Source organism: Pseudoalteromonas simplex (assembly GCF_015278155.1).
In the GTDB taxonomy this organism is placed as follows: Bacteria; Pseudomonadota; Gammaproteobacteria; order Enterobacterales; family Alteromonadaceae; genus Pseudoalteromonas; species Pseudoalteromonas simplex.
Genome location: NZ_JADILN010000002.1, coordinates 24,654 through 49,321, shown reverse-complemented (window position 1 = coordinate 49,321; position 24,668 = coordinate 24,654). Strand labels below are relative to the sequence as shown.

General features: G+C 40.5%; 25 protein-coding genes and 1 tRNA gene. 13 read left to right on the top strand and 13 right to left on the bottom strand.

The genetic code is table 11. From position 1 onward, the window contains the following. The first annotated feature begins 91 nt into the window (after positions 1 to 91). The 6 genes from IRQ78_RS04115 (at position 92) to IRQ78_RS04090 (ending at position 6,734) form a co-directional block, all read left to right on the top strand. Positions 92 to 1,738, top strand: a complete 1,647-nt coding sequence (locus IRQ78_RS04115) for an electron transfer flavoprotein-ubiquinone oxidoreductase (RefSeq protein ID WP_194441435.1) — start codon at positions 92 to 94, stop codon at positions 1,736 to 1,738. Between the two features lie 103 nt (positions 1,739 to 1,841). Next, complete coding sequence (locus tag IRQ78_RS04110) at positions 1,842 to 2,306, top strand: acyl-CoA thioesterase (protein ID WP_054561436.1); 465 nt, start codon at positions 1,842 to 1,844, stop codon at positions 2,304 to 2,306. Between the two features lie 231 nt (positions 2,307 to 2,537). Then, on the top strand, positions 2,538 to 3,110 hold the full coding sequence (locus IRQ78_RS04105) for an outer membrane beta-barrel protein (RefSeq protein WP_055198360.1): 573 nt from the start codon (positions 2,538 to 2,540) through the stop codon (positions 3,108 to 3,110). A gap of 106 nt (positions 3,111 to 3,216) precedes the next feature. Next, a complete protein-coding gene (gene tsaA / locus IRQ78_RS04100) occupies positions 3,217 to 3,921 on the top strand; it encodes a tRNA (N6-threonylcarbamoyladenosine(37)-N6)-methyltransferase TrmO (RefSeq protein ID WP_194441434.1) in 705 nt (234 codons plus the stop codon). 113 nt (positions 3,922 to 4,034) lie between these two features. Next, positions 4,035 to 5,759: a proline--tRNA ligase gene (locus IRQ78_RS04095; RefSeq protein ID WP_194441433.1), complete on the top strand. Its 1,725-nt coding sequence runs from the start codon at positions 4,035 to 4,037 to the stop codon at positions 5,757 to 5,759. Between the two features lie 141 nt (positions 5,760 to 5,900). After that, positions 5,901 to 6,734, top strand: a complete 834-nt coding sequence (locus IRQ78_RS04090; protein WP_166340069.1) for a UDP-2,3-diacylglucosamine diphosphatase — start codon at positions 5,901 to 5,903, stop codon at positions 6,732 to 6,734. Positions 6,735 to 6,783: 49 nt separating this feature from the next. Here IRQ78_RS04090 and IRQ78_RS04085 read toward each other — a convergent pair whose 3' ends face one another. Genes IRQ78_RS04085 through IRQ78_RS04075 form a run of 3 tightly spaced genes read right to left on the bottom strand, consistent with a single transcriptional unit; the run spans position 6,784 to position 9,582 of the window. Continuing rightward, a complete protein-coding gene (locus IRQ78_RS04085) occupies positions 6,784 to 7,992 on the bottom strand; it encodes an ABC transporter permease (protein ID WP_055198354.1) in 1,209 nt (402 codons plus the stop codon). Next, the gene (locus IRQ78_RS04080) at positions 7,985 to 8,773 is read right to left on the bottom strand and encodes an ABC transporter ATP-binding protein (RefSeq protein ID WP_166340065.1); all 789 of its coding nucleotides are present in this window, start codon (positions 8,771 to 8,773) and stop codon (positions 7,985 to 7,987) included. Before IRQ78_RS04080 ends, IRQ78_RS04085 begins: the two co-directional genes overlap by 8 nt. Continuing rightward, positions 8,770 to 9,582, bottom strand: coding sequence for a DUF3025 domain-containing protein (locus tag IRQ78_RS04075; RefSeq protein ID WP_054553918.1), 813 nt, complete (start codon positions 9,580 to 9,582; stop codon positions 8,770 to 8,772). Before IRQ78_RS04075 ends, IRQ78_RS04080 begins: the two co-directional genes overlap by 4 nt. 110 nt (positions 9,583 to 9,692) lie before the next feature. Here IRQ78_RS04075 and IRQ78_RS04070 point away from each other — a divergent pair, with 110 nt between their 5' ends. Together IRQ78_RS04070 and IRQ78_RS04065 are read left to right on the top strand one after the other, a co-directional pair. Then, a complete protein-coding gene (locus IRQ78_RS04070; RefSeq protein ID WP_194441432.1) occupies positions 9,693 to 11,318 on the top strand; it encodes a M28 family metallopeptidase in 1,626 nt (541 codons plus the stop codon). 71 nt (positions 11,319 to 11,389) lie between these two features. After that, entirely contained in the window at positions 11,390 to 12,562 is a 1,173-nt protein-coding gene (locus IRQ78_RS04065) for a putative manganese transporter (RefSeq protein WP_054553920.1), read from the top strand. Positions 12,563 to 12,613: 51 nt separating this feature from the next. Here IRQ78_RS04065 and IRQ78_RS04060 read toward each other — a convergent pair whose 3' ends face one another. The 6 genes from IRQ78_RS04060 to seqA form a co-directional block, all read right to left on the bottom strand. Then, entirely contained in the window at positions 12,614 to 14,182 is a 1,569-nt protein-coding gene (locus IRQ78_RS04060; protein WP_187489567.1) for a dihydrolipoyllysine-residue acetyltransferase, read from the bottom strand. Positions 14,183 to 14,190: 8 nt separating this feature from the next. After that, positions 14,191 to 15,168, bottom strand: a complete 978-nt coding sequence (locus IRQ78_RS04055; protein ID WP_054553922.1) for an alpha-ketoacid dehydrogenase subunit beta — start codon at positions 15,166 to 15,168, stop codon at positions 14,191 to 14,193. Continuing rightward, on the bottom strand, positions 15,168 to 16,382 hold the full coding sequence (locus IRQ78_RS04050) for a thiamine pyrophosphate-dependent dehydrogenase E1 component subunit alpha (RefSeq protein WP_054553923.1): 1,215 nt from the start codon (positions 16,380 to 16,382) through the stop codon (positions 15,168 to 15,170). Before IRQ78_RS04050 ends, IRQ78_RS04055 begins: the two co-directional genes overlap by 1 nt. Positions 16,383 to 16,651: 269 nt before the next feature. Further along, positions 16,652 to 17,707 (bottom strand): succinylglutamate desuccinylase, encoded by a 1,056-nt coding sequence (gene astE, locus IRQ78_RS04045; protein WP_194441431.1) that lies wholly within the window; start codon positions 17,705 to 17,707, stop codon positions 16,652 to 16,654. Between the two features lie 79 nt (positions 17,708 to 17,786). Further along, positions 17,787 to 19,424 carry a phosphoglucomutase (alpha-D-glucose-1,6-bisphosphate-dependent) gene (pgm, locus tag IRQ78_RS04040; protein ID WP_194441430.1) on the bottom strand — a complete coding sequence of 546 codons (1,638 nt, stop codon included), beginning with the start codon at positions 19,422 to 19,424 and terminating at the stop codon, positions 17,787 to 17,789. Between the two features lie 16 nt (positions 19,425 to 19,440). After that, entirely contained in the window at positions 19,441 to 20,043 is a 603-nt protein-coding gene (gene seqA, locus IRQ78_RS04035) for a replication initiation negative regulator SeqA (RefSeq protein ID WP_054553926.1), read from the bottom strand. 131 nt (positions 20,044 to 20,174) lie between these two features. Between seqA and IRQ78_RS04030 the strand changes: the two genes are divergently transcribed. The 5 genes from IRQ78_RS04030 to fur all read left to right on the top strand — a co-directional run bounded on the left by IRQ78_RS04030 (position 20,175) and on the right by fur (position 22,717). Continuing rightward, on the top strand, positions 20,175 to 20,939 hold the full coding sequence (locus IRQ78_RS04030; RefSeq protein ID WP_194441429.1) for an alpha/beta fold hydrolase: 765 nt from the start codon (positions 20,175 to 20,177) through the stop codon (positions 20,937 to 20,939). A 99-nt stretch (positions 20,940 to 21,038) separates the two neighbouring features. Next, entirely contained in the window at positions 21,039 to 21,260 is a 222-nt protein-coding gene (locus IRQ78_RS04025; protein ID WP_036968243.1) for a DUF2788 domain-containing protein, read from the top strand. 2 nt (positions 21,261 to 21,262) lie between these two features. Continuing rightward, positions 21,263 to 21,541: a LexA regulated protein gene (gene ybfE, locus IRQ78_RS04020; RefSeq protein WP_004586673.1), complete on the top strand. Its 279-nt coding sequence runs from the start codon at positions 21,263 to 21,265 to the stop codon at positions 21,539 to 21,541. Positions 21,542 to 21,555: 14 nt separating this feature from the next. Continuing rightward, the gene (fldA, locus tag IRQ78_RS04015; protein WP_138601092.1) at positions 21,556 to 22,083 is read left to right on the top strand and encodes a flavodoxin FldA; all 528 of its coding nucleotides are present in this window, start codon (positions 21,556 to 21,558) and stop codon (positions 22,081 to 22,083) included. 190 nt (positions 22,084 to 22,273) lie between these two features. Further along, a complete protein-coding gene (gene fur, locus IRQ78_RS04010) occupies positions 22,274 to 22,717 on the top strand; it encodes a ferric iron uptake transcriptional regulator (protein WP_054561419.1) in 444 nt (147 codons plus the stop codon). A 68-nt stretch (positions 22,718 to 22,785) separates the two neighbouring features. Here the strand turns inward: fur and IRQ78_RS04005 are convergent, their stop codons facing one another. The 4 genes from IRQ78_RS04005 to IRQ78_RS03990 all read right to left on the bottom strand — a co-directional run bounded on the left by IRQ78_RS04005 (position 22,786) and on the right by IRQ78_RS03990 (position 24,472). After that, positions 22,786 to 23,403: an FKBP-type peptidyl-prolyl cis-trans isomerase gene (locus IRQ78_RS04005; protein WP_054561418.1), complete on the bottom strand. Its 618-nt coding sequence runs from the start codon at positions 23,401 to 23,403 to the stop codon at positions 22,786 to 22,788. A 73-nt stretch (positions 23,404 to 23,476) separates the two neighbouring features. Then, positions 23,477 to 23,878 carry a hypothetical protein gene (locus IRQ78_RS04000; RefSeq protein WP_054553931.1) on the bottom strand — a complete coding sequence of 134 codons (402 nt, stop codon included), beginning with the start codon at positions 23,876 to 23,878 and terminating at the stop codon, positions 23,477 to 23,479. Positions 23,879 to 23,930: 52 nt separating this feature from the next. Then, positions 23,931 to 24,021: transfer RNA gene (locus tag IRQ78_RS03995), tRNA-Ser, on the bottom strand. A gap of 73 nt (positions 24,022 to 24,094) precedes the next feature. Further along, positions 24,095 to 24,472, bottom strand: a complete 378-nt coding sequence (locus IRQ78_RS03990; protein WP_054553932.1) for a hypothetical protein — start codon at positions 24,470 to 24,472, stop codon at positions 24,095 to 24,097. Between the last annotated feature and the right edge of the window lie 196 nt (positions 24,473 to 24,668).

The window sequence follows — 24,668 nt, the reverse complement described above, 5'->3', positions numbered from 1 at the left end:
TAACCTTAAAGTATTCACAGCCTGTAACGTTTCATTTGCAAGTATGAAATAAGGTTCTTTACAGCAGGTCCGTCACCGAGAAGAGGTTTATATGGTCGAACGCGAAACCATGGAATTTGATGTAGTCATCGTAGGCGCAGGCCCAGCAGGTTTATCAACTGCGATTAGATTGGCTCAACAAGCACAAGAAAAACAACAAGAATTAATGATCTGTGTGGTAGAAAAAGGCTCTGAGGTGGGCGCACACATTTTATCGGGTGCGGTTTTCGAAACCAAAGCGCTGGATGAATTATTACCTGATTGGCAGTCATTAGGCGCTCCAGTTACCACTAAAGTAACGCAAGATGATATTTACTGGTTCAATAACAGTGAAAAAGCCACCAGCATCCCCCACTTTGCTAGCCCTAAAACATTCCATAACGAAGGCAATTACATTGTCTCTATGGGTAATGTATGTCGCTTTTTAGCAGAGCAAGCGGAAAACCTAGGGGTAGAAATATTCCCTGGCTTTAGTGCGCATTCTTTGATTATTGAAGACGAAACAGTGAAAGGCATTATCACTGGCGATATGGGCCTTGATAAAGACGGCAACGAAAAAGATGGTTACATGCCTGGTATGGAGCTTAGAGCTAAATACACCGTATTTGCTGAAGGCTGCCGCGGTCATTTAGGTAAAGAACTAATCAAACACTTTGCTCTTGATAAAGATGCATCACCACAGCATTACGGTTTAGGTTTCAAAGAAATTTGGCAAATCGACCCGAGTAAACACAAAGAAGGCACTGTAGTACATGGTACAGGCTGGCCGTTAACTGGTAATACCAGTGGTGGTGCATTTATGTATCACAGCGACAACAATCAGGTTGTGGTTGGCTTAATTGTTGACCTTAACTATTCAAACCCACATTTAAGCCCGTTTGATGAATTCCAACGCATGAAGCATCACCCTGTTTTTAAAGATGTTTTAGAAGGCGGTGAACGCATAGCCTATGGCGCAAGAGCTATTGCCAAAGGTGGCCTGCGTTCTTTACCGAAAATGCACTTCCCGGGTGGTTTACTTGTAGGTTGTGATGCGGGCACATTGAACTTTGCCAAGATCAAAGGTAATCATACAGCGATGAAATCAGGCATGGTTGCCGCTGATGTGATAGTAGCAGCTCTTAGCAACGGTAAAGAAAATGCCGATTTAGCTGAATATAAATCAGCTTTTGAACAAAGCTGGGCATACAAAGAGCTTTATCAATCACGTAACTTTGGCCCTGTTATGCACAAACTCGGTAAGTTCTTAGGTGGTGCTTATAACACCCTAGATCAAAACTTATTTGGTGGTAGCTTACCGTTTAACTTTGAAGATAACATGCCAGATCATGCAACGTTGGTTGCAGCTGATCAGGCTGAAAAAATCGACTACCCAAAAGCAGATGGCAAACTTAGCTTCGATAAACTTTCATCGGTATTTTTATCAAATACCAATCATGAAGAATCGCAGCCATGCCATTTAAAGCTTAAAGATAACTCGATTCCAATTAAGGTCAATTTACCGCAATTCGATGAGCCAGCACAACGATATTGCCCTGCGGGGGTTTACGAAGTACAAGAAGTTGAAGGTGAGAAAGAGTTTGTGATCAACTCACAAAACTGTGTGCACTGTAAAACCTGCGACATAAAAGACCCAAGTCAAAACATTACTTGGGTAACACCTGAGGGAGCAGGCGGGCCAAACTACCCTAATATGTAACGCACGTTACTCATTTAATTAAAATTTATCCTAAATTGCAGGGGCTTCGGCCCCTTTTTTAGGCTATGCTGAAAGTGTCGTGTTTTATAAAAGTGAGTAAAGTATGCCGTCTTCAAGTGTAACCTTTCGTTTTTTAGCTGAGCCTACCGATGTCAATTTTGGCGGTAAAGTTCATGGTGGTGTGGTAATGAAGTGGATTGACCAAGCTGGTTACGCCTGTGCTGCAGGTTGGAGCGGTCACTACTGCGTAACGGTCTCAGTTGCGGGTGTAAAGTTTCAGCGCCCTATTTTGGTTGGCCAAATAGTCGAAGTGAAAGCCAGTATCGCCCACACGGGTAAAACCAGTATGCAAATCTTTATTCAAGTACGCTGCGGCGACCCTAAAACACAAAATCTAGTTGAAACCAATCATTGTGTTATAAGTTTTATTGCAATGGATGAAGCAGGCTACCCAATTGAAGTACCTTCATATACAGCCGTAACAGACGAAGAAAAGAAAATCGAAAACTATGCGATAAAAATGAAAGAGATCGCGATAGAAACAGAAACCCTATTACAAAAAGCATAAAACTAAACCGATTTAAAAACTGCACCTAGTAACTTCTACAGAGCACCCTGAAATTGTTACGACTGCCAAACTGAATGCCTGATTACAGTTTCAACAAACTGTTTAAAAAACCACTTAATAAAGCCTAAAAACAATACTTTAGGCTTTATTTTCAGCTTGGCATAGCCATTGCTATACTCCTTGTGAATGACGCAAAACATTCGTTTATTTATTTTATAAAGGAGCTATTAAATGATTAAAGCAATTTCACTTTCTGCACTTTCTTTAGCACTACTAGGTTTTAATAATGCTGCACATGCAGATATTACCGAAATGGATTCTCCGCGTATTTATACCGGTATCGGCTACGGCCAATATTCTTTTGAGTTTGAAGACAGTGAAAATGACACTGACTTCGATGACGATTCACAAATGCTAAAAGGCTATATTGGTACTCAGTTTAACAAGTACTTAAGCCTTGAACTTGCCTATCAAAATTTTGATGAAGTAAGCGATATCGATTCTAAAGCTGAAATTGACGGTGTTTCACTAGCAGCACGCTTAGCAGCCCCAATTACAGATAGCTTTTCTGTTTATGCCAAAGGTGGTTGGCTAGAGTGGGATGCTGAAATTGAGCAAGACCTAGGCGAGCTTGGCAGCATCAGTGCTGACTCTGATGGCGGTGATGTATTTTATGGTGCAGGTGTAGAATATGCTTTCACAACAAACATGCAAGTACGTTTAGAGTATGAGCGCTATAAATTAGAAGATGATATTGACCCAGATATGGACGTTGCGTCTGTATCATTCCAATACATGTTTTAATTTAGACTGCGTAGTCTAAATATTAAAGGGCAGTCTCGACTGCCTTTTTTGTGTTTGCATGTAATGCATGTAAAATGTCGGCAGATTTTCTTAACGACAATGCACAATGAGCGAATACCAATTAACTGCCGTCGGCCATATTCAATCTCCTTATAAACAAAAGTTTGCCATACCTCGCCAACCTCGTTTGGTTCCTGAGGCTAAAGCAAAGCTGGTATTCAGCAGCGATTTTAATCGTGAAGAGTTTGTACGCGGCCTCGATGAATTTAGCCATATTTGGCTGTTATTTAGATTTCATGAAACCGCAGATAAAGGTTACTCAGCAATGGTGAGACCCCCTCGCCTAGGCGGTAATGAACGTAAAGGTGTATTTGCAACACGTGCAACCTTTCGCCCAAATGCTATAGGCATGAGTGCTGTAAAACTTGAAGGCATTGAATATAAAAATGGTCAATTAAGCTTATTGCTTTCAGGTATCGATTTACTCGATGGCACACCTATTTTAGACATTAAGCCATATTTGCCCTACTCCGACGCAATGACCGATGCCACCGCAGGTTTTGCCGATACCAGACCAGAAACCGATATGAGCGTTGAGTTTAGTGAAGAAGCGCTTGCGTTTATTGCAAAGCAAACTGAGCAACCTGAATTAAAAGCGTTTATAAGCAATGTATTAAAGCAAGATCCTCGCCCAGCTTATAAAAAGCAACGTGACTCAGAACAAAGCTACGGCATGACCTTATATGATTTTAATATTAGGTGGCATGTTCAGGACAATCATAATACAGTGACCTGCATTGAAAAATGCTAGTTTTTAGCATATAGCGCTTTAGTGTCAGTGCTTCCACTGGTAAACTTAGCGCCTTGTTATTACTCAAACGTCTTGAGTAAACGATAATAATTTTAACACTACTTGGAATAGAGATGCGTACCAGTCAATATATACTCGCAACACTTAAAGAAACTCCGTCTGATGCAGAAATTGTTTCTCATCAATTAATGCTACGAGCAGGCATGATCCGCCGCGTTGCGTCGGGTTTGTATACATGGTTGCCCTCTGGTCTACGCGTACTTAAAAAAGTAGAAAACATCGTACGTGAAGAAATGGATAAAGCAGGCGCTATCGAAATGTTAATGCCTATTATTCAACCAGCTGATCTTTGGGAAGAGTCTGGTCGTTGGGAACAATTCGGCCCTGAATTACTGCGTATTAATGACCGTCACAACCGCCCATTTGCACTTGGCCCAACACACGAAGAAGTGATCACAGATTTTGTCCGTAAAGAAGTGAGCTCTTATAAGCAATTACCGCTTACTCTTTACCAAGTACAAACAAAAGTTCGTGACGAAGTTCGCCCTCGTTTTGGTGTAATGCGTGCCCGTGAATTTACCATGAAAGATGCGTACTCTTTTCACTTAAGTGATGAGTGTTTAGAGAAAACATACCAAGTAATGCACAAAGCATACTGCAACATCTTCGAGCGCCTTGGTCTTGATTACCGCCCTGTTATCGCTGATACAGGTTCAATTGGTGGTAGCGTTTCACACGAGTTCCATGTACTTGCCGAATCAGGCGAAGATGCAATCGCATTTAGTGATGCAAGTGATTACGCTGCAAATATCGAAAAAGCAGAAGCACTGGCACCGACTGAAGAGCGCCCAGCAGCAAGTAAAGAGTTAAAAGCGTTCCCAACGCCTGATGCAAAATCAATTGCTGAGCTTAAAGAGCACTATGGTGTTAAACCTCATCGCGGCGTGAAAACATTAATCGTGTATGGCGCACCAGATGAAAACGAACAACGTGGTTTAGTTGCCCTTGTATTACGTGGCGACCATGAATTAAACGAGTTAAAAGCTGAGAAGCATCCGCTTGTAGACTCACCGCTTGATATGGCAAAAGAAGAAGACATCGTTGCTGCTATTGGTGCAAAACCTGGCTCTTTAGGGCCTGTAGGTCTATCAATGCCAATTATTGTTGATCGCACAGCTAACGTTATGGCTGACTTTGTAGCAGGAGCTAATAAAGATGGTGAACATTTCAGCGGTATCAACTGGGATCGCGATGTAGAAAACTACGAAGTGGCTGATATCCGTAATATCGTTGAAGGCGACCCAAGCCCATGTGGTCAAGGTTCACTGCAAATCAAACGTGGTATTGAAGTAGGTCATATTTTCCAACTTGGTACTAAATACTCAGAAGCAATGAAAGCAGGCGTATTAAGTGAAACAGGTAAAAACCAAGTAATGACAATGGGTTGTTACGGTATTGGTGTATCACGTATCGTAGCTGCCGCTATTGAGCAAAACAATGACCAATACGGTATTAAATGGCCGCAACCTATCGCACCATTTGATTTAGCGATTGTGCCAATGAACATGCATAAGTCTCATCGTATTCCTGATATTGCTGATAACCTTTACAAAGGCTTGAAAGATGCCGGTTTAGATGTGTTGTTTGATGACCGTAAAGAGCGCCCAGGTGTTATGTTTAACGATATGGAATTACTAGGTGTGCCTTTCACATTAGTAATTGGTGAGCGTAACCTTGATGAAAACAAGGTTGAGCTTAAAAACCGTCGTACTGGCGAAAAGCTAATGCTTGATTTAGATAGTGCCGCTTCTGAAATTGCCGCACTTGTTAAAGGCTAATTAAGTCTTCTCAACAAAATTTAAAAAACCGCTTCGGCGGTTTTTTTGTTTTATTAATTGTCATAGATGTTTCGCTAAAGCGTCTTTTAACTGTCATTGATTCTGCCTAGCATTTACTTTATTACACCATGAGTAAATGCCATGAATAACACCACTTGCAGTAGTAAAACCCACTATCCTGCCGTTTGGATTTCCGACGTTCACTTAGGTTATAAAGACTGCCAAGCGCAGTATTTACTAGACTTTTTAAATGCCATTGAATGCGATGTTCTGTATTTGGTCGGTGATATTGTCGATTTATGGTCAATGAAACGACAGTTTTTTTGGCATCCTAGTCATTATGATGTACTTGCGCTTATTCAACAAAAAGCGAAAGATGGCACACGAGTGATCTATATACCAGGAAACCATGACGAAACCTTTCGCCATTATGCTAATGATTCATTATTCGGTATCGAAGTACACAAGCAATATATCCATACCACAAAAGCCAAAAAACGGTTTTTACTGTTACATGGTGACGATTTTGACTCAGCAACGCGCTACAACAAATTAATCAGTATTGCGGGCGATGCAGGATACGATTTATTACTATTTTTAAATCGCTGGACTAATCGCATTCGGCGTTTATTTGGCGGTAATTATTGGTCATTGGCCTCCTGGATCAAAGCACGCGTGCATAAAGCACGTGAAGCTATTGATGCATTTGAAAAAGCGGCCATCCACGAAGCAAAAAAACAAGCCGTCGATGGCATCATTTGCGGGCACATTCATCACCCAGCTGTTAAAGTGGTTGATGGAATTTTATATTGCAATGATGGCGACTGGATTGAAAACTGCACTGCATTAGTAGAGAACAGCTCTGGGCGTATAGAGTTATTGCACTGGAGTGAAACTAAAAAAGTGATTCACTCGGCAGACATTAGCAAACTTACACCAAAGACTGCTTATGATAAAAACCAAGATGCAGCCTAGACCTAAACGTAAAAAGCCCCTACTCGGGGCTTAAATTTATTGTAATTTACTATCTAAATAGTACATCTTCTTTATTGAACCATTTAACACAAAACGCAAGTAATGCACCTGCCACAATGACTGTCGCTAAGAAAATTAAACCCACGAGTGTGTAATCAACTGTACCTTTAATGATTTCTTTGATTGCCAGAGCTACATTTGTCACAGGAATAAATGCTGTTTTGCTCGTAAGCTCAACATTAGGCATTAAGGCAACCATAATTGGAAAAATTACACCCATGCTAAGTGGTGCCATGTAGTTTTGTGCTTCTTTAAAGGTTCGCGCATAGATAGAAATAGCCAACGCTAATGATGAGAAGATTGCAGCAATAGGTAATAACAGCACAAAAATTAGCCCTAAATCTAATACAGTTAAAGAGCTAAATGCGTTTTTAACAACGGCTAAATCTACAAATGCAATGGCCACTGATATCCACACACCCATACTGAGTACGGTAATGGTGGTTGTTGCAATAGAAGAAGCAAGTAAGGTTACAAACTTACCTAACACCAGCTGTGTACGGGTGATTGGTGTAAGTAACAAGGTTTCGAGCGTACCACGCTCTTTTTCACCAGCTCCTAAATCAATCGCCGGGTACGTTGCGCCCATCAATACCAGAGGAATAAGTAGATAAGGAATAAACCCACCAATTTTCTCCCCCAGATTTTCACGTTTATCTGCAGTGTCGACCTTCACCACTTTAATAGGCTCGATAATAGCGGCTTGCTGCTCTTCTGATACACCAAAGCTTAATAGTTTGTTTGTACGCAGCGTATCGCCATATTCTTTTGCCAGTTCTTTTACACGGTCAAATAGGAAGTTAATTGCTTTTGCGTCGTTATACACAACTTGCCATTCACTTTGCTTTGCATCATCTAACGTTTGCTTAGCGTCTGACGGTAAATAGATACCCATGTCTATGGTACCTGCTTTTACCGCTTTAGTGAGATCTTCTACCGTATTAAAGGTTTCATCACCTTTATATAAAGCAAAGCTCTTATGGTAAAACACCTTATCTGTAAACTCTTGCGCATAGTTACCATTGATAATGGCGTAAGTATGCACCTCTTGTTCTGCCTCTAACGCCGCTTGTGAACTAATAAATGCCATAACAGCAAATAATAATGGAAAGATAGCAACCGGTAACGCAACAACAAATATCAATGTTTTACGGTCACGTAACAGCTCTTTTAACTCCTTTTTAAATACTTCAAACATTACGGCTCTCCGTTAAAATATTCATAAACGCTTGGTTTAATTCTTCACTTTGACCTGCTTGTTTAAACCCATCTAAGGTGCCATCAAAGCAACTAATTCCTTGGTTTATCACCGCAACACGGTCACACAGTAAGGCAACTTCATCTAAATGGTGCGTTGAGAAAATAACTGGCGTGCCCTGCTCTTTAAGGCCGCGAATAAAGTTAATGACGGTTTGCGTAGTCATAATATCTAAACCAGTTGTCGGCTCATCAAGAATAACCACATCAGGATGATGAACAACAGCACGGGCAATATTGGCTTTTTGCTTCATACCTGTTGAAAGGTTTTCGGCGCGTTTATCAATAAAGCTGTGCATATCAAGTAAGGTGAATAGCTCATCACAACGAGCGGCGACCGCTTTTTTACTCATGCCATGTAAACGGGCAAAGTATTCAACGTTTTCTTTAACTGTTAAACGCCCATATAAGCCAGTACTACCTGACAGAAATCCAATTGATTTGCGGCCAACTAATGGCTTTTTAACGATATCGTGACCAGAGATGGTAATGCTGCCTTCATCTGGTTTTAAGGCTGTTGAAATCATTCTAAGGGTGGTTGTTTTACCGGCACCATTTGGGCCGAGTAAACCGAGTACTTCACCTTTGTTACATTGAAAGCTGACGTCTCTTACAGAATGAAAAAACTCTTTATCTTCACGGGGGTCTACGTTATCCGTTTTATTTTTTTTATGATCTTTTGTTAGCTTAAACTTCTTTTTAAGCCCTGCCACTTCAATCATGTGCGTTTCCTTCGTTTCGGTCTAAAGTAATCAGTGTTACTGTAAAATTCTGGATTTTCATTGTCAGTCCACCATCCCGGTACGCCTAACAAGGGTAAGGGTGATAAATTTTTATTATCACGCAAACAATCATCATGCTTAATCATCTCATAAAGACGTTGATCTAGATACGCATATTGCTCGGTTAAATCTTTACAAAATATGTCATCAGGAACAATTACAAATAATGCTTTCCCCGTTAAACCAATATAAGGCTGTGTGAGCATTTCGTAGTTAGCATGGCCAAACATAAATGGCCTAATGCTTTTACCCCACTGTTCACGCTGTTCTACAAAGGCTTGCTGCCATTGGTGGTCGCGTAATTGCTGCTGCCAGCTTTGTTCAGTAATTGCCAGCACCACGCCGCATTCATCAAATAAGGTCAGTGCGTTTCGGTGTTTACTACGCTCTTTTAGACCATGCAGTTTAATTTCTTCAATGTGCTGATGATTAATCAGCGCTTTGGTTTTTGGGAATAAACACCAAATAAAGCCACCAAAAAGGTCATGCCAATTTTGTTGTCTTGTTGGTACTTGCCCTGTCTCAAATATGATTTGCTCATAATAACGGGTTTCATCGGCAAACTTTTCATCTTCAACAAAGGTTATGGCTTTGCCCTGTGTAGTTTTCGCATTTAGATATTGATTAAACCACTGGCAAGATGGCCAATCTGAGAGTTTATCAATATTAAATAGCGTGGCTAGGTCACTAAAGGCACCCGTTGTAAGGTATTGCGTTGACCATTGCTCGGGAGCAGTAAATCGTTTCATTGCTTATTTTTTAACTTATTGATGTATTGTGGGTAGTTTACCGTAAAAACTGGTTCTCATTAATAGAACCTCATATACTAACGTCACCATAAAACAAAAAAAGAGCTATTATGAAACGCTATTTTCCAATGACAGTCCTTGCAAGTGCTATTCTTGCGGGCTGTGCTTCAACAAGTATCACATCAAGTGATGTCGAAAAAGCCTATCAAAGCATTAACTCAGAGCAACTAGCAGAGCACATTAAAGTGCTTGCCTCTGATGAGTTCGGTGGCCGTGCCCCCTCATCGAAAGGTGAAGAGCTAACGCTTGCCTATTTAACCGACCAATTTAAAGCATTGGGTTTTGAGCCTGGTAACGGTGATAGCTTTTTACAAGAAGTACCGCTTGTTTCACTAGAAGCTGATTCAGACATGGTACTTACTATTGGCGGCAAAGATTACCAATACAAAAAAGATATGGTAATGGGTAGTAGCCGTATTAGTGCTAAGCAAAGCATTAAAGATTCTGAATTAGTATTCGTTGGTTACGGTGTTAATGCACCAGAGTACAACTGGAACGACTACGAAGGCCTAGATGTTAAAGGCAAAACCGTTGTTATGCTGGTAAACGATCCTGGTTTTGCGACGAAAAACCCTGATTTATTCACGGGCGATGCCATGACCTATTACGGTCGTTGGACATACAAATATGAAGAAGCAAGCCGTCAAGGTGCAGCAGGTGCGATTATCATCCACGAAACAGCACCGGCTTCTTACCCATGGTCAGTTGTTGAAAACTCTTGGAGCGGTGAGCAATTTGGTTTCCAAAAAGAAAATAACAACATGGACCGTGTTGCTGTCGAAGGCTGGGTAACAACTGATGTTGCTAAAGAGCTTTTCACAAAAGCAGGCTTAGATTTCGATACCATGAAAGCGAATGCGGCAAAAGGCGCTTACCATGTTGATATGGGCGACCTAACTGCAAGTGTTGAAGTAAATAACACAATTAAAAAATCAATTTCGTATAACTTTATCGCGACGTTACCGGGTAGCGAAAAGCCTGATGAGCACATCATTTATTCAGCTCACTGGGATCACCTTGGTACTGATAAAACCCGCAAAGGCGACCAAATCTATAATGGCGCCCACGATAATGCTACGGGTACTGCTGGCTTAATCGAAGTTGCTGAAGCATTCGCTACCTTACCTGAGCCCCCTAGCCGTTCAATGACTTTCTTAGCCGTTACTGCTGAAGAACAAGGTTTACTTGGCTCGAAATATTATGCTGCAAATCCAGTGATCCCAGCATCACAAACGGTTGCAAACATCAATATGGATAGCTTAAACCTATTAGGTAAAGTAAAAGACATTAGCGTTGTTGGTATTGGCAAATCTGAAATGGATAGCCTACTAGAAACAGCTGCTAAAGCGCAAGGCCGTACAGTATCTGGCGACCCTAAACCGTCTTCAGGTGGTTACTACCGCTCTGATCACTTTGCATTTGCAAACATGGGTGTACCTGCAATGTATGCCGGTGGTGGTAGTGAAGCCCTTGATGAAGAAACGGCAAATTACCGTAAGCGTATGAGCCTAGTGCTTCGTGGTTGTTATCATCAGCCTTGCGACCGTTACCGTGATGAATGGGATTTATCAGGTGCCGTTCAGGACCTTCAGTTATTCTATCAAGTAGGTTTTGATATCTCAGAACGAAAAGAATGGCCGACCTGGAATGCCACTTCTGAGTTCCAACGCAAATAGATACAAATGAGATTGATTTTCATTTAAAATCGTACTACAGTGTAACCTGTTTAATTTTAAGGTTGCACTGTATGCTCTCACTAACACAAACGAGGTTTATTCCCCATAAAGCGAGGTGTTACATTACGGACAATAAACGCTTATTTTTACCCCTTTTATTACTAATTTCTTTAGCGGTACCTGCAAGCCGAGAATTCACCCTACAAGCGCTAAGTGATGCTTTTTTTCAAGTATCTGTATTTGTTGCAGCCACCTTATTAATCTATTACTACCTTATTGATAAACTTCCTCAGTTACAGCTGAGCTATCTACGCGCTAAATCAGGTATTCTAGAGGTGAGTTTTGCCTCAATTTTAGGTGCTTTACCTGGCTGTGGGGGTGCCATTATTGTGGTAACCCAATTTACTAAAAAGCAGGCTAGCTTTGGCTCTGTTGTTGCTGTCTTAACCGCAACCATGGGTGATGCCGCCTTTTTACTTTTAGCAACCCGTCCGCTTGATGGCTTATTAATGATGTTAATAGGTGTTGCTGTAGGCGTTATTAGTGGTCAATTAGTTAATACATTTCATAGCCCAGATAAATTTCAGCCTGATGAGGCTAGCGAATACAACGAGCAGCCACAATGCCAACCAAAAGCGTTAAAGTTTAGCCGACCAGTATGGAAATTTGCTTTAGTACCGAGCTTGATTGTTGCTTTTGTTATCGCCACCAATACCGACTTAAGTGTATTTGGCAGTGGTATTAATGATGGCATTACTGTGTTTGGCTCAATCATGGCCCTGTTCACTGTGGTTGTGTGGGCACTGTCTTCTAAAGGCAGCAGTTATAAGCAAGTAACCAGTGAAGAAGCACCTTGCACACCTCCTTCAAAACTCACGAAAGTGTTAATGGACACGCACTTTGTTACGGCCTGGGTTGTTGCCAGTTTTATGCTGTTTGAAATTCTCGTTAACCTAGTTGGTGTTGATTTAACAGCGTGGTTTTCTGAGTATGCTTATCTTGCACCGCTGGTGGCTGTGGCTATTGGCTTATTACCCGGCTGCGGGCCACAAATCGTCGTGATGACACTCTATATTCAAGGTATTATTCCATTTAGTGCGATGGCAGCCAATGCAATTTCAAATGACGGCGATGCCCTATTCCCAGCTATCGCATTAGCGCCAAAAGCGGCCTTAATCGCGACGGTGTATTCAACAATTCCAGCGCTGTTACTCGGTTATGGGTTGTATTTTTACGGCATATAATCCTTAGCATTAAAAAAACCAGCCGAGGCTGGTTTTTTAATGCTTACTGATTTAGCTCATCGCCATCATCATTTTTGCAGGATCTTCTAAATAAGACTTCCATAAGTTATTGAAGCGTGCAATTGTTCCGCCATCAATCACTCGGTGGTCTCCAGACCAGCTTACTTGCATAATTGCTGCTGAAATCACATTACCTTGTGCATCAAAGCGAGGTAAATGCTGCAGTTTACCTAAAGCAACAATCGCTACCTCAGGTTTATTGATGATCGGGGTTGCAATTGTGCCGCCAATCGCACCGATGTTAGAAATGCTAATAGTGCCGCCTTTCAAATCATCCGGTGAAACACGACCATCACGTGCTGCTTCAGTTAAGCGGGTCACTTCGTTTGCAACATCTACGATACTCTTTGACTGGCATGATTTAATGTTTGGTACAAGTAAACCAATCTTAGAATCAACCGCCATACCGATGTTATGATCATCAAAGTAAGTTAGCTCGCTGCAATCATCATTTACTTGCGAGTTTAGTACTGGGAATTGCTTAATCGCTAACGACAGTGCTTTAATAAAGAACGGCATCATAGTGAGCTTAACACCCTGCTGCTTATACTGCTCTTTGAGCTCACTGCGCATTGCAATTAGTTTAGTGAGGTCAATTTCATCACAGAAAGTAAAGTGAGGAATTGTCGAAACTGAAGCAACCATTTGCTTAGCCATTGCCGCTTTAATGCCTTTAATAGGCTCTACGCGACTGCCACCAGAAGACACCACCGTTGATACAGGCTCTGCCGCTTTTTGCGCAGCTTGTTGTGATGCTGCTTGGCTTGGTGTTTCATTCAAGAAATCTTCGATATCTTGTTTGTAAATACGGCCATTTTTACCAGAGCCTGGCACTTGCGTTAAATCAACATCAAGTTCGCGGGCTTTACGACGAACAGCAGGTGAAGCAACCGCTTTCTTATTAAGTTGTTTGCTAGAGTTTGCCGAAGTCGCAGGCTTCTGCGAAGGTTTAGTTGCTGCATTTGTTTGTGCTTTAACTACCGCAGAACTTACATCTGGCTCTGCACTTTGGCCGGCAATGCTCATTTGGAATAATGGGCTGTGAACTGCAGCAATATCACCTTTTTGATAATAAAGCTTTTCAACTTTACCTGTGTATTTAGCCGGAATTTGCACCAATGCTTTGTCTGTCATTACATCACAAACAGCTTGGTCTTCAACGATTTCATCGCCTTCACTTACTAACCACTCAACGATTTCACACTCAACGATCCCTTCACCGATATCGGGTAATATGAAATCTTCTAAGTGCTCACCAGCCTCAGATGATGCTTCAGTTGCTGCAGGAGCTTGAACTTCTTCACTTTGTGTTGGTGCTTCGCCATCAACATCCATTGCAAATAATGGTGCATGTACTTTCGCAATATCCCCTTTTGCATAATAGAGCTTACTGATCACACCATCATGAACAGCAGGAATTTGCACAAGCGCCTTGTCGGTCATAACATCACAAATAGGCTGGTCTTCTTTTACAGAATCGCCTTCTGCAACTAACCATTCAACAATTTCACACTCTACGATGCCTTCGCCGATATCTGGCAAGATAAAATCTTTAGACATACTGACTCCTAAAACTCTACTGATTGCTTGATCGCAGCAAGCACTTTAAGTGCATCCGGTACATATTCTTTTTCAAGTGCTAATGGGTATGGCGTATCTAAACCACACACGCGAGTAATTGGCGATTCAAGGTGTAAGAAACACTCTTGTTGAATTGTTGCAACGATCTCTGCACCAAAACCATTCGTGATTGGTGCCTCGTGGCTTACCACTAAACGACCTGTTTTAGTCACTGATTTAGCAATGGTCTCAACATCCCATGGTAAAATGGTACGTAAGTCGATCACTTCACAGCTAATACCTTGCTCTGCAGCTTTTTTAGCGGCGTCTTCGATGATTTCCATCTGAGCACCCCAAGCAAGTACAGTGACATCAGTGCCTTCTTGAACGATTTCAGCTTTACCAAGCTCGATGCTGTAATCTTCTTCTGGCACTTCACCTGTTGATGCACGGTATAAACGTTTCGGCTCAAAGAAAATAACAGGGTTATCATCTTTAATTGATGCACGAAGCAAACCTTTTGCTTGATATGGGTTACGTGGCACAACTAACTTTAAACCCGGTGTGTGAGCAAAATAAGCTTCTGGTGATTGTGAGTGATATAAACCACCTGCAATACCACCACCGTATGGTGTACGGATTGTTAGATTGCCAACATTAAATTCATTACCACTACGGTAACGGAATTTAGCTGATTCATTCACGATTTGGTCAAATGCAGGGAAAATATAATCAGCAAATTGAATTTCAGCTAATGCAGGGGCACCGAACGCCGCTAAACCATTAGCAAAACCTAAAATACCTTGCTCAGTTAACGGAGTATTGAACACACGATGCTTACCATATTTTTCTTGTAAGCCAGATGTAGCGCGGAATACACCACCAAAATAACCAACGTCTTCACCAAAAATACATGCATTTGGATGCTCTGCCATGGTGATATCAAGGGCAGAGTTAATTGCATGAAGCATGTTCATTTTAGCCATTACTTTAATCTCCCTGCAGTTGTTGGATAAGCATCAGGATGCTGCAAAATGTGCTCTTTTAGTTCTTCATATTGTTTTTGCAGTGATGGGATTGGCTTATCATACACATCAGAAATAAGGTCTTCTAATGCTGGTTTTGCTACTTTTTCAGCGCGTTTAAGAGCCGCTAAAATTTCTTCACGAATTGTTTCTTTGTCTTTCGCGTCTTGCGCTTCGTCTAACCAACCTTGCTTTAATAGCCACTTACGGAAACGCTCGATTGGACAGCCTTTATGTTTTGCTTCTTCATCTTTTGTACGGTAACCGCTTGGATCGTCACTGGTTGAGTGAGCGCCTAAACGATAGGCAATCGATTCAATTAAAACAGGTTCACCTTTAGTCGTCGCAATTTCCCGGGCTTTTTTCGTTGCTGCATAAACAGCAAGTGCATCAGCACCGTCAACACGGATTGTTTTAATGCCATAGCCAACACCACGTGATGCAATACCATCACCTTTAAATTGCTCATCAGCAGGTGTAGAAATCGCATAACCATTGTTACGAGCAAAGAAAATTACCGGTGCTTCATGAACTGCGGCCATATTTAAACCAGCATGGAAATCACCTTCAGATGCAGCGCCTTCACCAAAGTAACAAATAGTGATGTTATCAATAGTGCTGTTTAACTCACCGGTTTGGGCATCGATATGACGAACTTTTTGACCGTATGCATAACCTGTTGCTTGCGGAATTTGTGTACCAAGCGGTGATGAAATAGTCATGTAGTTAAGTTCGCGTGAGCCATAGTGAATTGGCATTTGGCGACCTTTACCCAAATCTTTTTCATTTGAGAACATTTGATTCATGAATTGGTCAAGGCTAAAACCACGATAACGTAAAGCTGCTTGCTCACGGTATTGGGCCATGATCATATCGTTTTGATCAAGCGCTGCAGCTGATGCTGTTACAGCCGCTTCTTCGCCTAGACATTGCATATAAAAGCTAACACGGCCTTGACGCTGTGCTGCTTGCATACGCTCATCAAGTGCTCTAATAAAACGCATTGTTTCATATAGACGGATTGCCGTTGCTTTGTCGATATCAGGTGCGGTTGCACCTTCGTAGATGTCGCCTTCCTCATTAAGAATACTTAATGTAGGGATCGTTAATGCGTGACCATCAATAAATGACAGTTCATGATTAATGTTTAGCGATACGTTATTTGGATTACTCATAACCTACCTTCTTTCGTTGTCAGAAACCTACGCTACTGCCCTTAATTATATTTTTATCAGCATGAGCTGTAAGGATAAAGTTTGCGCAATATTCAATCTAATTAAATTAAACTGCCGTCACTTTACGTTAACGTAAGTTGTTATTCAACTAATCATAGACGAATAGATGACAAATGGCTAAAAACGCATGGAAAGTTAACTATACAACAAGATAAATTCTTTATAGTCATATAGTTAACTAAATTTAGATGGGTGTTAATGCAGAGATTTTAAATAAAGTTGCTATCAACTTGCATTGGAATAACGGTAAGCAAAGCGCGCTGACCTAAGGCTACATCAGCGTTTGGGAAGATAATAGCTTCACCGTCTACTTCCGCTTCATATCTGGTCTGACCATCAGTTGCCATTAATTCGCCCTTTGCGAAACCGGTGAAATTTTCCACATCATCAGCAAATGGAAAACTAAAGTCTTCGCAAGTACGGTTTATTGTTCTATATACAGAAAACAACTCGAATTCTTCTGCATTGAATTCTTTATATTCAACGGATTTTTGACTAATTAATGCAATTAAGGTTTGTTTGGTTTTCTCAAATCGCGACATGTCGTTTTCGCCAAATGGTTTTACTTGGCCAAGTTCTACCGTAAATGAGTCAGCTCCATGTACAAACGACGAGTAGTAACTGAAGGTAGTTGCCGCTGATTTCATCATTAATACCGTGTTTACGCCACAGCTAAGTAAAAATTGCAGTTGTGATTTTTTCCACGGTTTACCATGTAAGAAAGGATAGACTGCAAACTTTTCATTTTTAGAGCCACGAATTGCTGTGTGAAGATCATAATGAAAACGCTCACTGTCCTGGTTGCCTCTAGCAAAGAAATCAGTAACCACGTCTTCAAGTAGCTTTGCACGAACTCGCTCAGGGTTTGAAGCAATGCCTTCTACAGTATGATGACCATTAAACAAACGGTTTAAGTTTTCATCTACAAAACGCTTACCGATATTAATAGATTTAGGATTACCATAAATAAACAGTACACGCTGCTGCAAGGTAAGTTGTTCTGTAACGATTGACTTGATTAATTGATCGCAGATTTCAATTGGCGCAGTTTCGTTACCATGTACCGCACTTGAAAGTACAATATCTTTGTTTGTCTGCTGCGCAGGTTGAAACTCAATGATACCCGTGTCGTGAACAGTGACATCAGTACCGTTTTCAAGGGTAAATGCACAAGGTTCGAGTGAAAATTCATTGTTACGAGTCAGGGTTAAAAAGTCGCCAGTACTTTTTAATTGTTCGAGATATGAAGGAGTTGAATAGCTCATTGTTCTATCCTAAAAATGCGTGAGAGTAGAATACAAAAACGGCTGAGAAACTCAGCCGTTTTAATAGGTAAAAGAGGAATTAGCTAATTACTGAATCAACCAGCTTTTTCGCTTCTTTTTCTAATAATGCTAAATGTTCTTCACCTTTGAATGATTCAAGGTAAATTTTATAGATGTCTTCAGTGCCAGATGGGCGTGCAGCAAACCAACCGTTTTCAGTAACAACTTTTAAACCGCCGATAGCAGCGTTATTACCAGGAGCATGGGTTAGTTTTTGCGTAATGGCATCACCCGCTAAGGTACTTGCAGTTACATCATCCGCTGATAACGCTTTTAAACGTGATTTTTGTTCTGCATTAGCTGGCGCATCAATACGTTTATAAGTAGGCGCACCGAACTCTTGCTCAAGTTCTTTATAAAGCTGTGATGGTGTTTTACCTGTTACAGCTAAAATCTCTGCAGCAAGTAGACCTAAGATGAAACCATCTTTATCAGTGTTCCAAACTGTACCATCAAAGCGTAAGAATGACGCCCCTGCACTTTCTTCACCACCAAAAGCAAGGGTACCTTTGCTTAAGCCTTCAACAAACCATTTAAAGCCTACCGGTACTTCTTTTACTTCGCGGTTATTACGTGCAACCACTTTATCAATCATGCCGCTCGATACCAGCGTTTTACCAATTGCGACCTCTTTTGACCATTCGCGGTTATTTAATAAGTAGTCAATCGCAACTGCTAAAAAGTGATTTGGATTCATTAAGCCGTCAGGCGTAACAATACCATGGCGGTCATAATCAGGGTCGTTACCTATACCGATATCATAGTCATCTTTCAATGCAATAAGGTTTGTCATTGCATAAGGAGATGAACAATCCATACGGATTTTGCCGTCTTTATCTAAAGGCATGAACGAAAATGTTGGGTCAACAGATTCATTTACGACCGTTAAGTCTAAATTATATTTTTCTGCAATGACTGGCCAAAAGTTGATACCAGAGCCACCAAGTGGATCCACACCAATTTTGATTTTCGCATCGCTAATTGCTTTTAGATTAACGATATTAACTAAGTCATCAACATAAGGGGTAATTAAGTCTTGGTACTTAATAAAACCAGAACGTGATGCTTTAGCATATGGAAATAACTCTACTTCAACTAAGTCTTCTAAAAGTAATTGATTTGCTCTGTCTTCAATCCACTTAGTAACATCAGTATCTGCTGGGCCACCATTTGGCGGGTTATATTTAAAACCACCATCTTCTGGCGGGTTATGTGAAGGTGTTACCACAATACCATCAGCAAGTTCATTTGGATTTTCTTTGTTATGGCAAACAACAGCATGACTGATTACCGGCGTTGGCGTGTAATCGTCATTTTCTTGTGCAATGACTTGCACTTCGTTTGCAACAAGTACTTCAATAGCAGAGTTAAAAGCCGCTTCACTCAATGCATGTGTATCTTTACCTAAGAAAAGTGGGCCAAAAATATTGTTTTCTTTACGGTAATCACAAATTGCTTGAGTGATCGCTAAAATATGCGATTCATTAAATTTTACATCGAACGAACAACCACGATGGCCAGATGTACCAAAAGCAACACAATGCTCTGGGTTTTGTTCTAGGTCTGGTTCATTTAAGTAATAAGCCGAGATCAGTTTTGGTACATTCACTAAGCTTGATTGCGGTGCAGGTTTACCTGCATCTGGATGAATCGCCATATTATTTCCTTATGGATTATAAGTAATCACGAATTTTTTCTGCTTCATCTGCGCTGTAACCTAAGCACAGTGCTACTTCGTGAAGCATCATTTTTTTTCTGGTTGTATTTGAATTTGTCATCACCCAATACTCAGTATCAGTGATATTTTTTGGATTCATGCTGCTACCGCTTTCCAGAAGTGCTTCTTTGCTTGTGGCAAAATAAACTCGATCACGGCCTTTAATTTCAAGCACGTTAGCAAAATCTTTTTTATGCGTTCTATATAAAGCAGCAAGTATAAATAAGAATCGACCAACAACACCTTTTTGCATTGCCAGCTCTTCTTTGTTTAATACATTAAACACATTACCTTTCACTTGTGTCGATGCTGTGACAGTTTCTGCAGCCTCTTCAACATTTTCGTTGCTTGGTTCAGGGCTTGATTCTTGTTCTGCTTGTTCTTGTACTTCAACAACTGGGGTTTCTTGTTCAGTTTTAGTAGTTGTTTCAACTGGGGCATTGGTGCCATCAGAGAGGTTTAATAAACGACGCAAAATGGTTGATGCACTTTCACCAATACTTTGCGTGTTGCTTGCAATGTATTGATATAACTCGTCGTCTATGTCGATTTTTTTCATGTTATTCCTGTCTTTACGGGTCACATTTTAAAAGTTCTCAATGATTATACCTAAGCTCGCAGCAATTCTCTATGTTTTGCATTTTGTAATTTCACTAGGCAAAATACTGCCATTAAAAATAGGAGTTGAAAATGCTATTAAACTACCAACAAATGGGTCAAGGTTCAGACGTTGTATTGATCCACGGTTTGTTTGGCTCACTTGAAAACCTCAATGTAATCGCAAAAGCATTAGCTGAAAATTATCGTGTAACGAATATCGATTTACGTAACCACGGTAAATCATTCCATAGCGATACCATGAATTATCATGCTATGGCTAAAGATGTCAGTGAGTTACTTGAACATCTAACTATTAGTAAAGCGCACATCATAGGTCATTCAATGGGTGGCAAAGTGGCCATGCAAATAGCACTTAATCACCCTTCACTTATCGATAAGCTTGTTGTGTTAGATATTTCTCCTGTTGCTAATAACCCTCGCCACAGTGCCATTTTTGCAGGCCTAAACGAAGTTGCACAGTCTAATATCACAGATAGAAAAGCGGCTGATGAAATACTTGCCAAGCACATTGAGGAAATGGGCGTACGTCAATTTTTATTAAAAAGCTTTGCTAAAAATAATGAAGGTCACTATCAATGGCGCTTTAATTTAGCTGTTTTATACCAGCAATATGAAAATATTTTAGCGCAAGTTAGTGAAAATGATTCTTGTTTATGTGATACTTTGTTCATTAAAGGTAATGATTCTGACTACATTTTAGCAGAGCACCGCCCTGCTATTATGGCGTTGTTCCCTAATGCAAAAGCAAAAAATATTCATGGTGCTGGTCACTGGCTACATGCCCAAAAACCACTTGCTGTTAATAAAGCAATCAGCGATTTTTTAGCTCATTAATAGAGCTGATTAAATTCGCTGTTTTTGATCGTGCGCACTAAATTATTACAAATTTGTGTGATATAGTACGCGCCGTTTAATTTAAAGGTTTATACGTTGATGGTCAGTCAGTTAATTAACGAATTTGATACCTTAGGGTTGTATTTTGGCTTAGCCGGTATTTTCTTTTTTATTGGAATGGCAATTCAAGACGTCCTTAAAAAAGGTGATGTACCACGATTTGGCCGATACATCGTTTGGTTAGTGCTATTTTTAGGCTGTTCTGGGTTTATAGCGAAAGGACTTATTCAAGTCTTCTGGCAAGGCGCAGGTGTGGGCTAGACATGGCAAAGTCAGAAACAGATAGAACAACACCCGATTTATTTGAATACGAAAAGCGTCCTGGTAGGCCGAAAACAAATCCCCTACCTCGCGATATGCAATTAAAAGTAAATAAACGTAATCAAATAAAACGAGATAAAGCACGTGGTTTAAAGCGTGTAGAATTTAAGGTTTCATCACAGTTATATCAAGCATTAAGCGATATGGCAGATGCGCAGAATATTAGCCGTAGCGCGTTGATTGAAACAATTTTACAAGAAAGATTGGCTATTGATAGATAGAAGGTTTTAAATCCATGTCAAGCGTAGGTATTTTTTTCGGAAGTGACACAGGCAATACTGAACACGTAGCTAAAATGATTCAAAAAGAATTAGGTAAAAAGCTTGTTGCTGTTCACGACATTGCAAAAAGTTCTAAAGAAGAGATTGCTGAATTCGATTTATTGTTATTCGGTATTCCAACTTGGTACTACGGTGAAGCTCAATGTGACTGGGATGATTTTTTCCCTGAATTAGAAGAAGTTGACTTCGAAGGTAAACTTGTTGCTATTTTCGGCTGCGGTGACCAAGAAGACTATGCAGAGTACTTCTTAGATGCAATGGGCATGATCAACGATATCGTTACTGAGCGTGGCGCAATCGTAGTGGGCCATTGGTCAACTGAAGGCTACGACTTTGAAGCTTCAAAAGCACTCGTAGATGACAACAACTTTGTTGGCCTTGGTATTGATGAAGACCGTCAACCAGAGCTTACTGAAAAGCGTGTTAAAGACTGGTGTGCTCAGGTTTATGACGAAATGTGTTTAGCGGAACTTGCTGATTAATAACAAGTACTACTCGCATTTACTAGCTGATGTAAAGATGCACAACCAGTTCATTTTTGTTTGAAAAATCGGCAAATAGACGAATTGTTCTTTGCACTTAGTAACTAGGCACGTTATTCTAATAGTTGCTAATGTGTCGTGTGCATCTTGATGATGCCTAGTATAACTAAATAAAATTGAGACAGATTGAATGACTGATCACAACTTGGAATTAAAAAAAGCAGGGTTAAAAGTAACCTTGCCACGTATTAAAATTTTAGAGATTCTACAATCTCCAGACAACCAACACATCAGCGCTGAAGATGTCTATAAAATTCTTTTAGACAAAGGCGAAGAGATTGGTCTTGCAACTGTCTACCGTGTTCTTAACCAATTTGATGATGCAGGTATTGTATCTCGCCACCACTTCGAAGGCGGCAAGTCAGTATTTGAATTATCAGGTAGCACTCACCATGACCACTTAGTGTGCCTAAAATGTGGTAAGGTAGTTGAGTTTGAAGACGACACTATTGAACGTCGTCAAGAAGAAATCGCAACAGAGAATGGTATTAAACTGACGAACCACTCTCTTTACCTATATGGTGAATGTGAAGACACTGCTGCGTGTAAAGAATACGCTGAATCAAATAGCTAATTAGCTATTTGATTCAGATATAAAAAAACCTGCTTAAAGCAGGTTTTTTTATATCTATTTGAAATCGATTAGATGATTTCTAATAGCTCAACGTCAAAGATTAACGTTGAGAAAGGAGCGATTGCTGCACCAGCACCGCGCTCACCGTAAGCAAGTTCGTGTGGTACGTATAAACGCCACTTAGAACCAGTACCCATCATTTGCACTGCTTCAGTCCAACCTTTGATTACACCGCCAACTGGGAATTCAGCTGGTTGACCACGCTCGTATGAGCTGTCAAATACTGTACCGTTGATTAGTGTACCGTGGTAGTGTGCACGGATTGTTGAATCTGCAGTTGGTTTTTCACCGTCGCCTGCAGTAAGTACTTCGTATTGAAGACCTGATTCAGTTACTGTTACTTCAGGACGTTTTGCATTTTCTTCTAAGAATGCAATACCTTCAGCTGCAAGAACTTTAGCTTCTTCTTCACGACGAGCTTGGATCTCAGCGTTGATTTTCTCAAAAGCTGCTTGAATTTCTGGGATTTCAACTTGGAAATCATTACCAGTGTATGCGTCTTTCATACCTTCAAATACAGAATTTAAGTTTAAACCTTCGAATGGATTCGCTTTTAATTGCTCACCCATTTGTAAACCAATACCGTAACTTGCTTTTTCAGCGTCTGTTGTAAAATTATCTGACATGTTTTAATTCACGTTTATTTAGTTAAAAGACGTGCTCATACTAACATAAAAAAACAACGAATATCGCCTAGTTTTACTGCGTTTGCTCAGTGTTTGCACTAATTCGCTGCTTTATTTTATCAATTACAAATGTCGCAACAGGTAATGTAGCGATCATCGAAGCAATAAAAAAGCCGCTCATTAAACCATCTTTGCCTAACATGATTAAAGGCACAGCAATAAGACCCACAGTAGAAATCACACATGCTGCAATAACAGGCCAATGCTTGTCGTATTTGCCAATAAGGTGCCCTACTAACACATTAAACCCAATACCATAAGCGATTGAAGATATTAGCCCGTAATCAGGCTGCGCATCATGGGCCATAGCTACAAGTACATTGATCCCGCTGTGATAAAAATAAGAAAAGATACACCAAAGCAGAACATGTTTAACAATGCGCATTAGTGTAGAAGAAGACTCGCTTGCTGACATTACTTATCTCCAGATAGCAAAAAACCGCCCTAAAGGCGGTTTTTCTAAATAATGGTGGAGAGATAGGGATTTGAACCCTAGAGGGGCTACAAACCCCTGCCGGTTTTCAAGACCGGTGCATTCGACCACTCTGCCATCTCTCCGTACGGCGCGCATAATAGTGTTTACTGCGTTCGTTGTAAAGCCTTAAATGTAAAAAACTTTAAAAAAGTATTTTTAATAGTACTGCTTCGGACGCTTTGCGATTAAAGAGCAAACTAAACAAACAATTAAACTAACAATTGCAAAACCTGAGCCCTGCACTATTACGTCAATTTTATTGAGGTTATAACTCGGTACAATAACTAATGCGAAGGCGGGTAAGCAGGTGATCGTTAAAACGTAGCAACAAATTTTAAAAGCGCGACCGAAATCGAAACGTTTAGTGCTTTGCATCCACCATGTCAATAGAAGTAATACCACTACAGCAGACAAGCCAAGGTAATGAGGTTGTTTTGTAGACATGGCAACAAAAAATGTGACAACAGCGCCAACTAAGCCCCAAATTGACCAAGCGAACCAATTTTCTTTTTCACGTAAAAATAAGTTTCCCATTGTTCTCGTCTTCTTTATCGTTATTTTTTTAAGACTTTCCATACGTTAACAAAAAATAACCGATTAAAAAACACACTGAAGAAGAATTATTTCGTTTTTTGCATCCGTGCGCTTCTTACAGCTAAGCTAAATCTAAAAAACTAACATAAGTAAGCTTAATAATGTCTGACTGCTTAACTGCAAAAAAGTTCCTACT

Coding starts and splice junctions, on each gene's coding strand:
- IRQ78_RS04115 (WP_194441435.1), top strand. CDS start 92: ATGGTCGAACGCGAAACCATGGAATTTGATGTAGTCATCGTAGGCGCA.
- IRQ78_RS04110 (WP_054561436.1), top strand. CDS start 1,842: ATGCCGTCTTCAAGTGTAACCTTTCGTTTTTTAGCTGAGCCTACCGAT.
- IRQ78_RS04105 (WP_055198360.1), top strand. CDS start 2,538: ATGATTAAAGCAATTTCACTTTCTGCACTTTCTTTAGCACTACTAGGT.
- tsaA (WP_194441434.1), top strand. CDS start 3,217: ATGAGCGAATACCAATTAACTGCCGTCGGCCATATTCAATCTCCTTAT.
- IRQ78_RS04095 (WP_194441433.1), top strand. CDS start 4,035: ATGCGTACCAGTCAATATATACTCGCAACACTTAAAGAAACTCCGTCT.
- IRQ78_RS04090 (WP_166340069.1), top strand. CDS start 5,901: ATGAATAACACCACTTGCAGTAGTAAAACCCACTATCCTGCCGTTTGG.
- IRQ78_RS04085 (WP_055198354.1), bottom strand. CDS start 7,992: ATGTTTGAAGTATTTAAAAAGGAGTTAAAAGAGCTGTTACGTGACCGT.
- IRQ78_RS04080 (WP_166340065.1), bottom strand. CDS start 8,773: ATGATTGAAGTGGCAGGGCTTAAAAAGAAGTTTAAGCTAACAAAAGAT.
- IRQ78_RS04075 (WP_054553918.1), bottom strand. CDS start 9,582: ATGAAACGATTTACTGCTCCCGAGCAATGGTCAACGCAATACCTTACA.
- IRQ78_RS04070 (WP_194441432.1), top strand. CDS start 9,693: ATGAAACGCTATTTTCCAATGACAGTCCTTGCAAGTGCTATTCTTGCG.
- IRQ78_RS04065 (WP_054553920.1), top strand. CDS start 11,390: ATGCTCTCACTAACACAAACGAGGTTTATTCCCCATAAAGCGAGGTGT.
- IRQ78_RS04060 (WP_187489567.1), bottom strand. CDS start 14,182: ATGTCTAAAGATTTTATCTTGCCAGATATCGGCGAAGGCATCGTAGAG.
- IRQ78_RS04055 (WP_054553922.1), bottom strand. CDS start 15,168: ATGGCTAAAATGAACATGCTTCATGCAATTAACTCTGCCCTTGATATC.
- IRQ78_RS04050 (WP_054553923.1), bottom strand. CDS start 16,382: ATGAGTAATCCAAATAACGTATCGCTAAACATTAATCATGAACTGTCA.
- astE (WP_194441431.1), bottom strand. CDS start 17,707: ATGAGCTATTCAACTCCTTCATATCTCGAACAATTAAAAAGTACTGGC.
- pgm (WP_194441430.1), bottom strand. CDS start 19,424: ATGGCGATTCATCCAGATGCAGGTAAACCTGCACCGCAATCAAGCTTA.
- seqA (WP_054553926.1), bottom strand. CDS start 20,043: ATGAAAAAAATCGACATAGACGACGAGTTATATCAATACATTGCAAGC.
- IRQ78_RS04030 (WP_194441429.1), top strand. CDS start 20,175: ATGCTATTAAACTACCAACAAATGGGTCAAGGTTCAGACGTTGTATTG.
- IRQ78_RS04025 (WP_036968243.1), top strand. CDS start 21,039: ATGGTCAGTCAGTTAATTAACGAATTTGATACCTTAGGGTTGTATTTT.
- ybfE (WP_004586673.1), top strand. CDS start 21,263: ATGGCAAAGTCAGAAACAGATAGAACAACACCCGATTTATTTGAATAC.
- fldA (WP_138601092.1), top strand. CDS start 21,556: ATGTCAAGCGTAGGTATTTTTTTCGGAAGTGACACAGGCAATACTGAA.
- fur (WP_054561419.1), top strand. CDS start 22,274: ATGACTGATCACAACTTGGAATTAAAAAAAGCAGGGTTAAAAGTAACC.
- IRQ78_RS04005 (WP_054561418.1), bottom strand. CDS start 23,403: ATGTCAGATAATTTTACAACAGACGCTGAAAAAGCAAGTTACGGTATT.
- IRQ78_RS04000 (WP_054553931.1), bottom strand. CDS start 23,878: ATGTCAGCAAGCGAGTCTTCTTCTACACTAATGCGCATTGTTAAACAT.
- IRQ78_RS03990 (WP_054553932.1), bottom strand. CDS start 24,472: ATGGGAAACTTATTTTTACGTGAAAAAGAAAATTGGTTCGCTTGGTCA.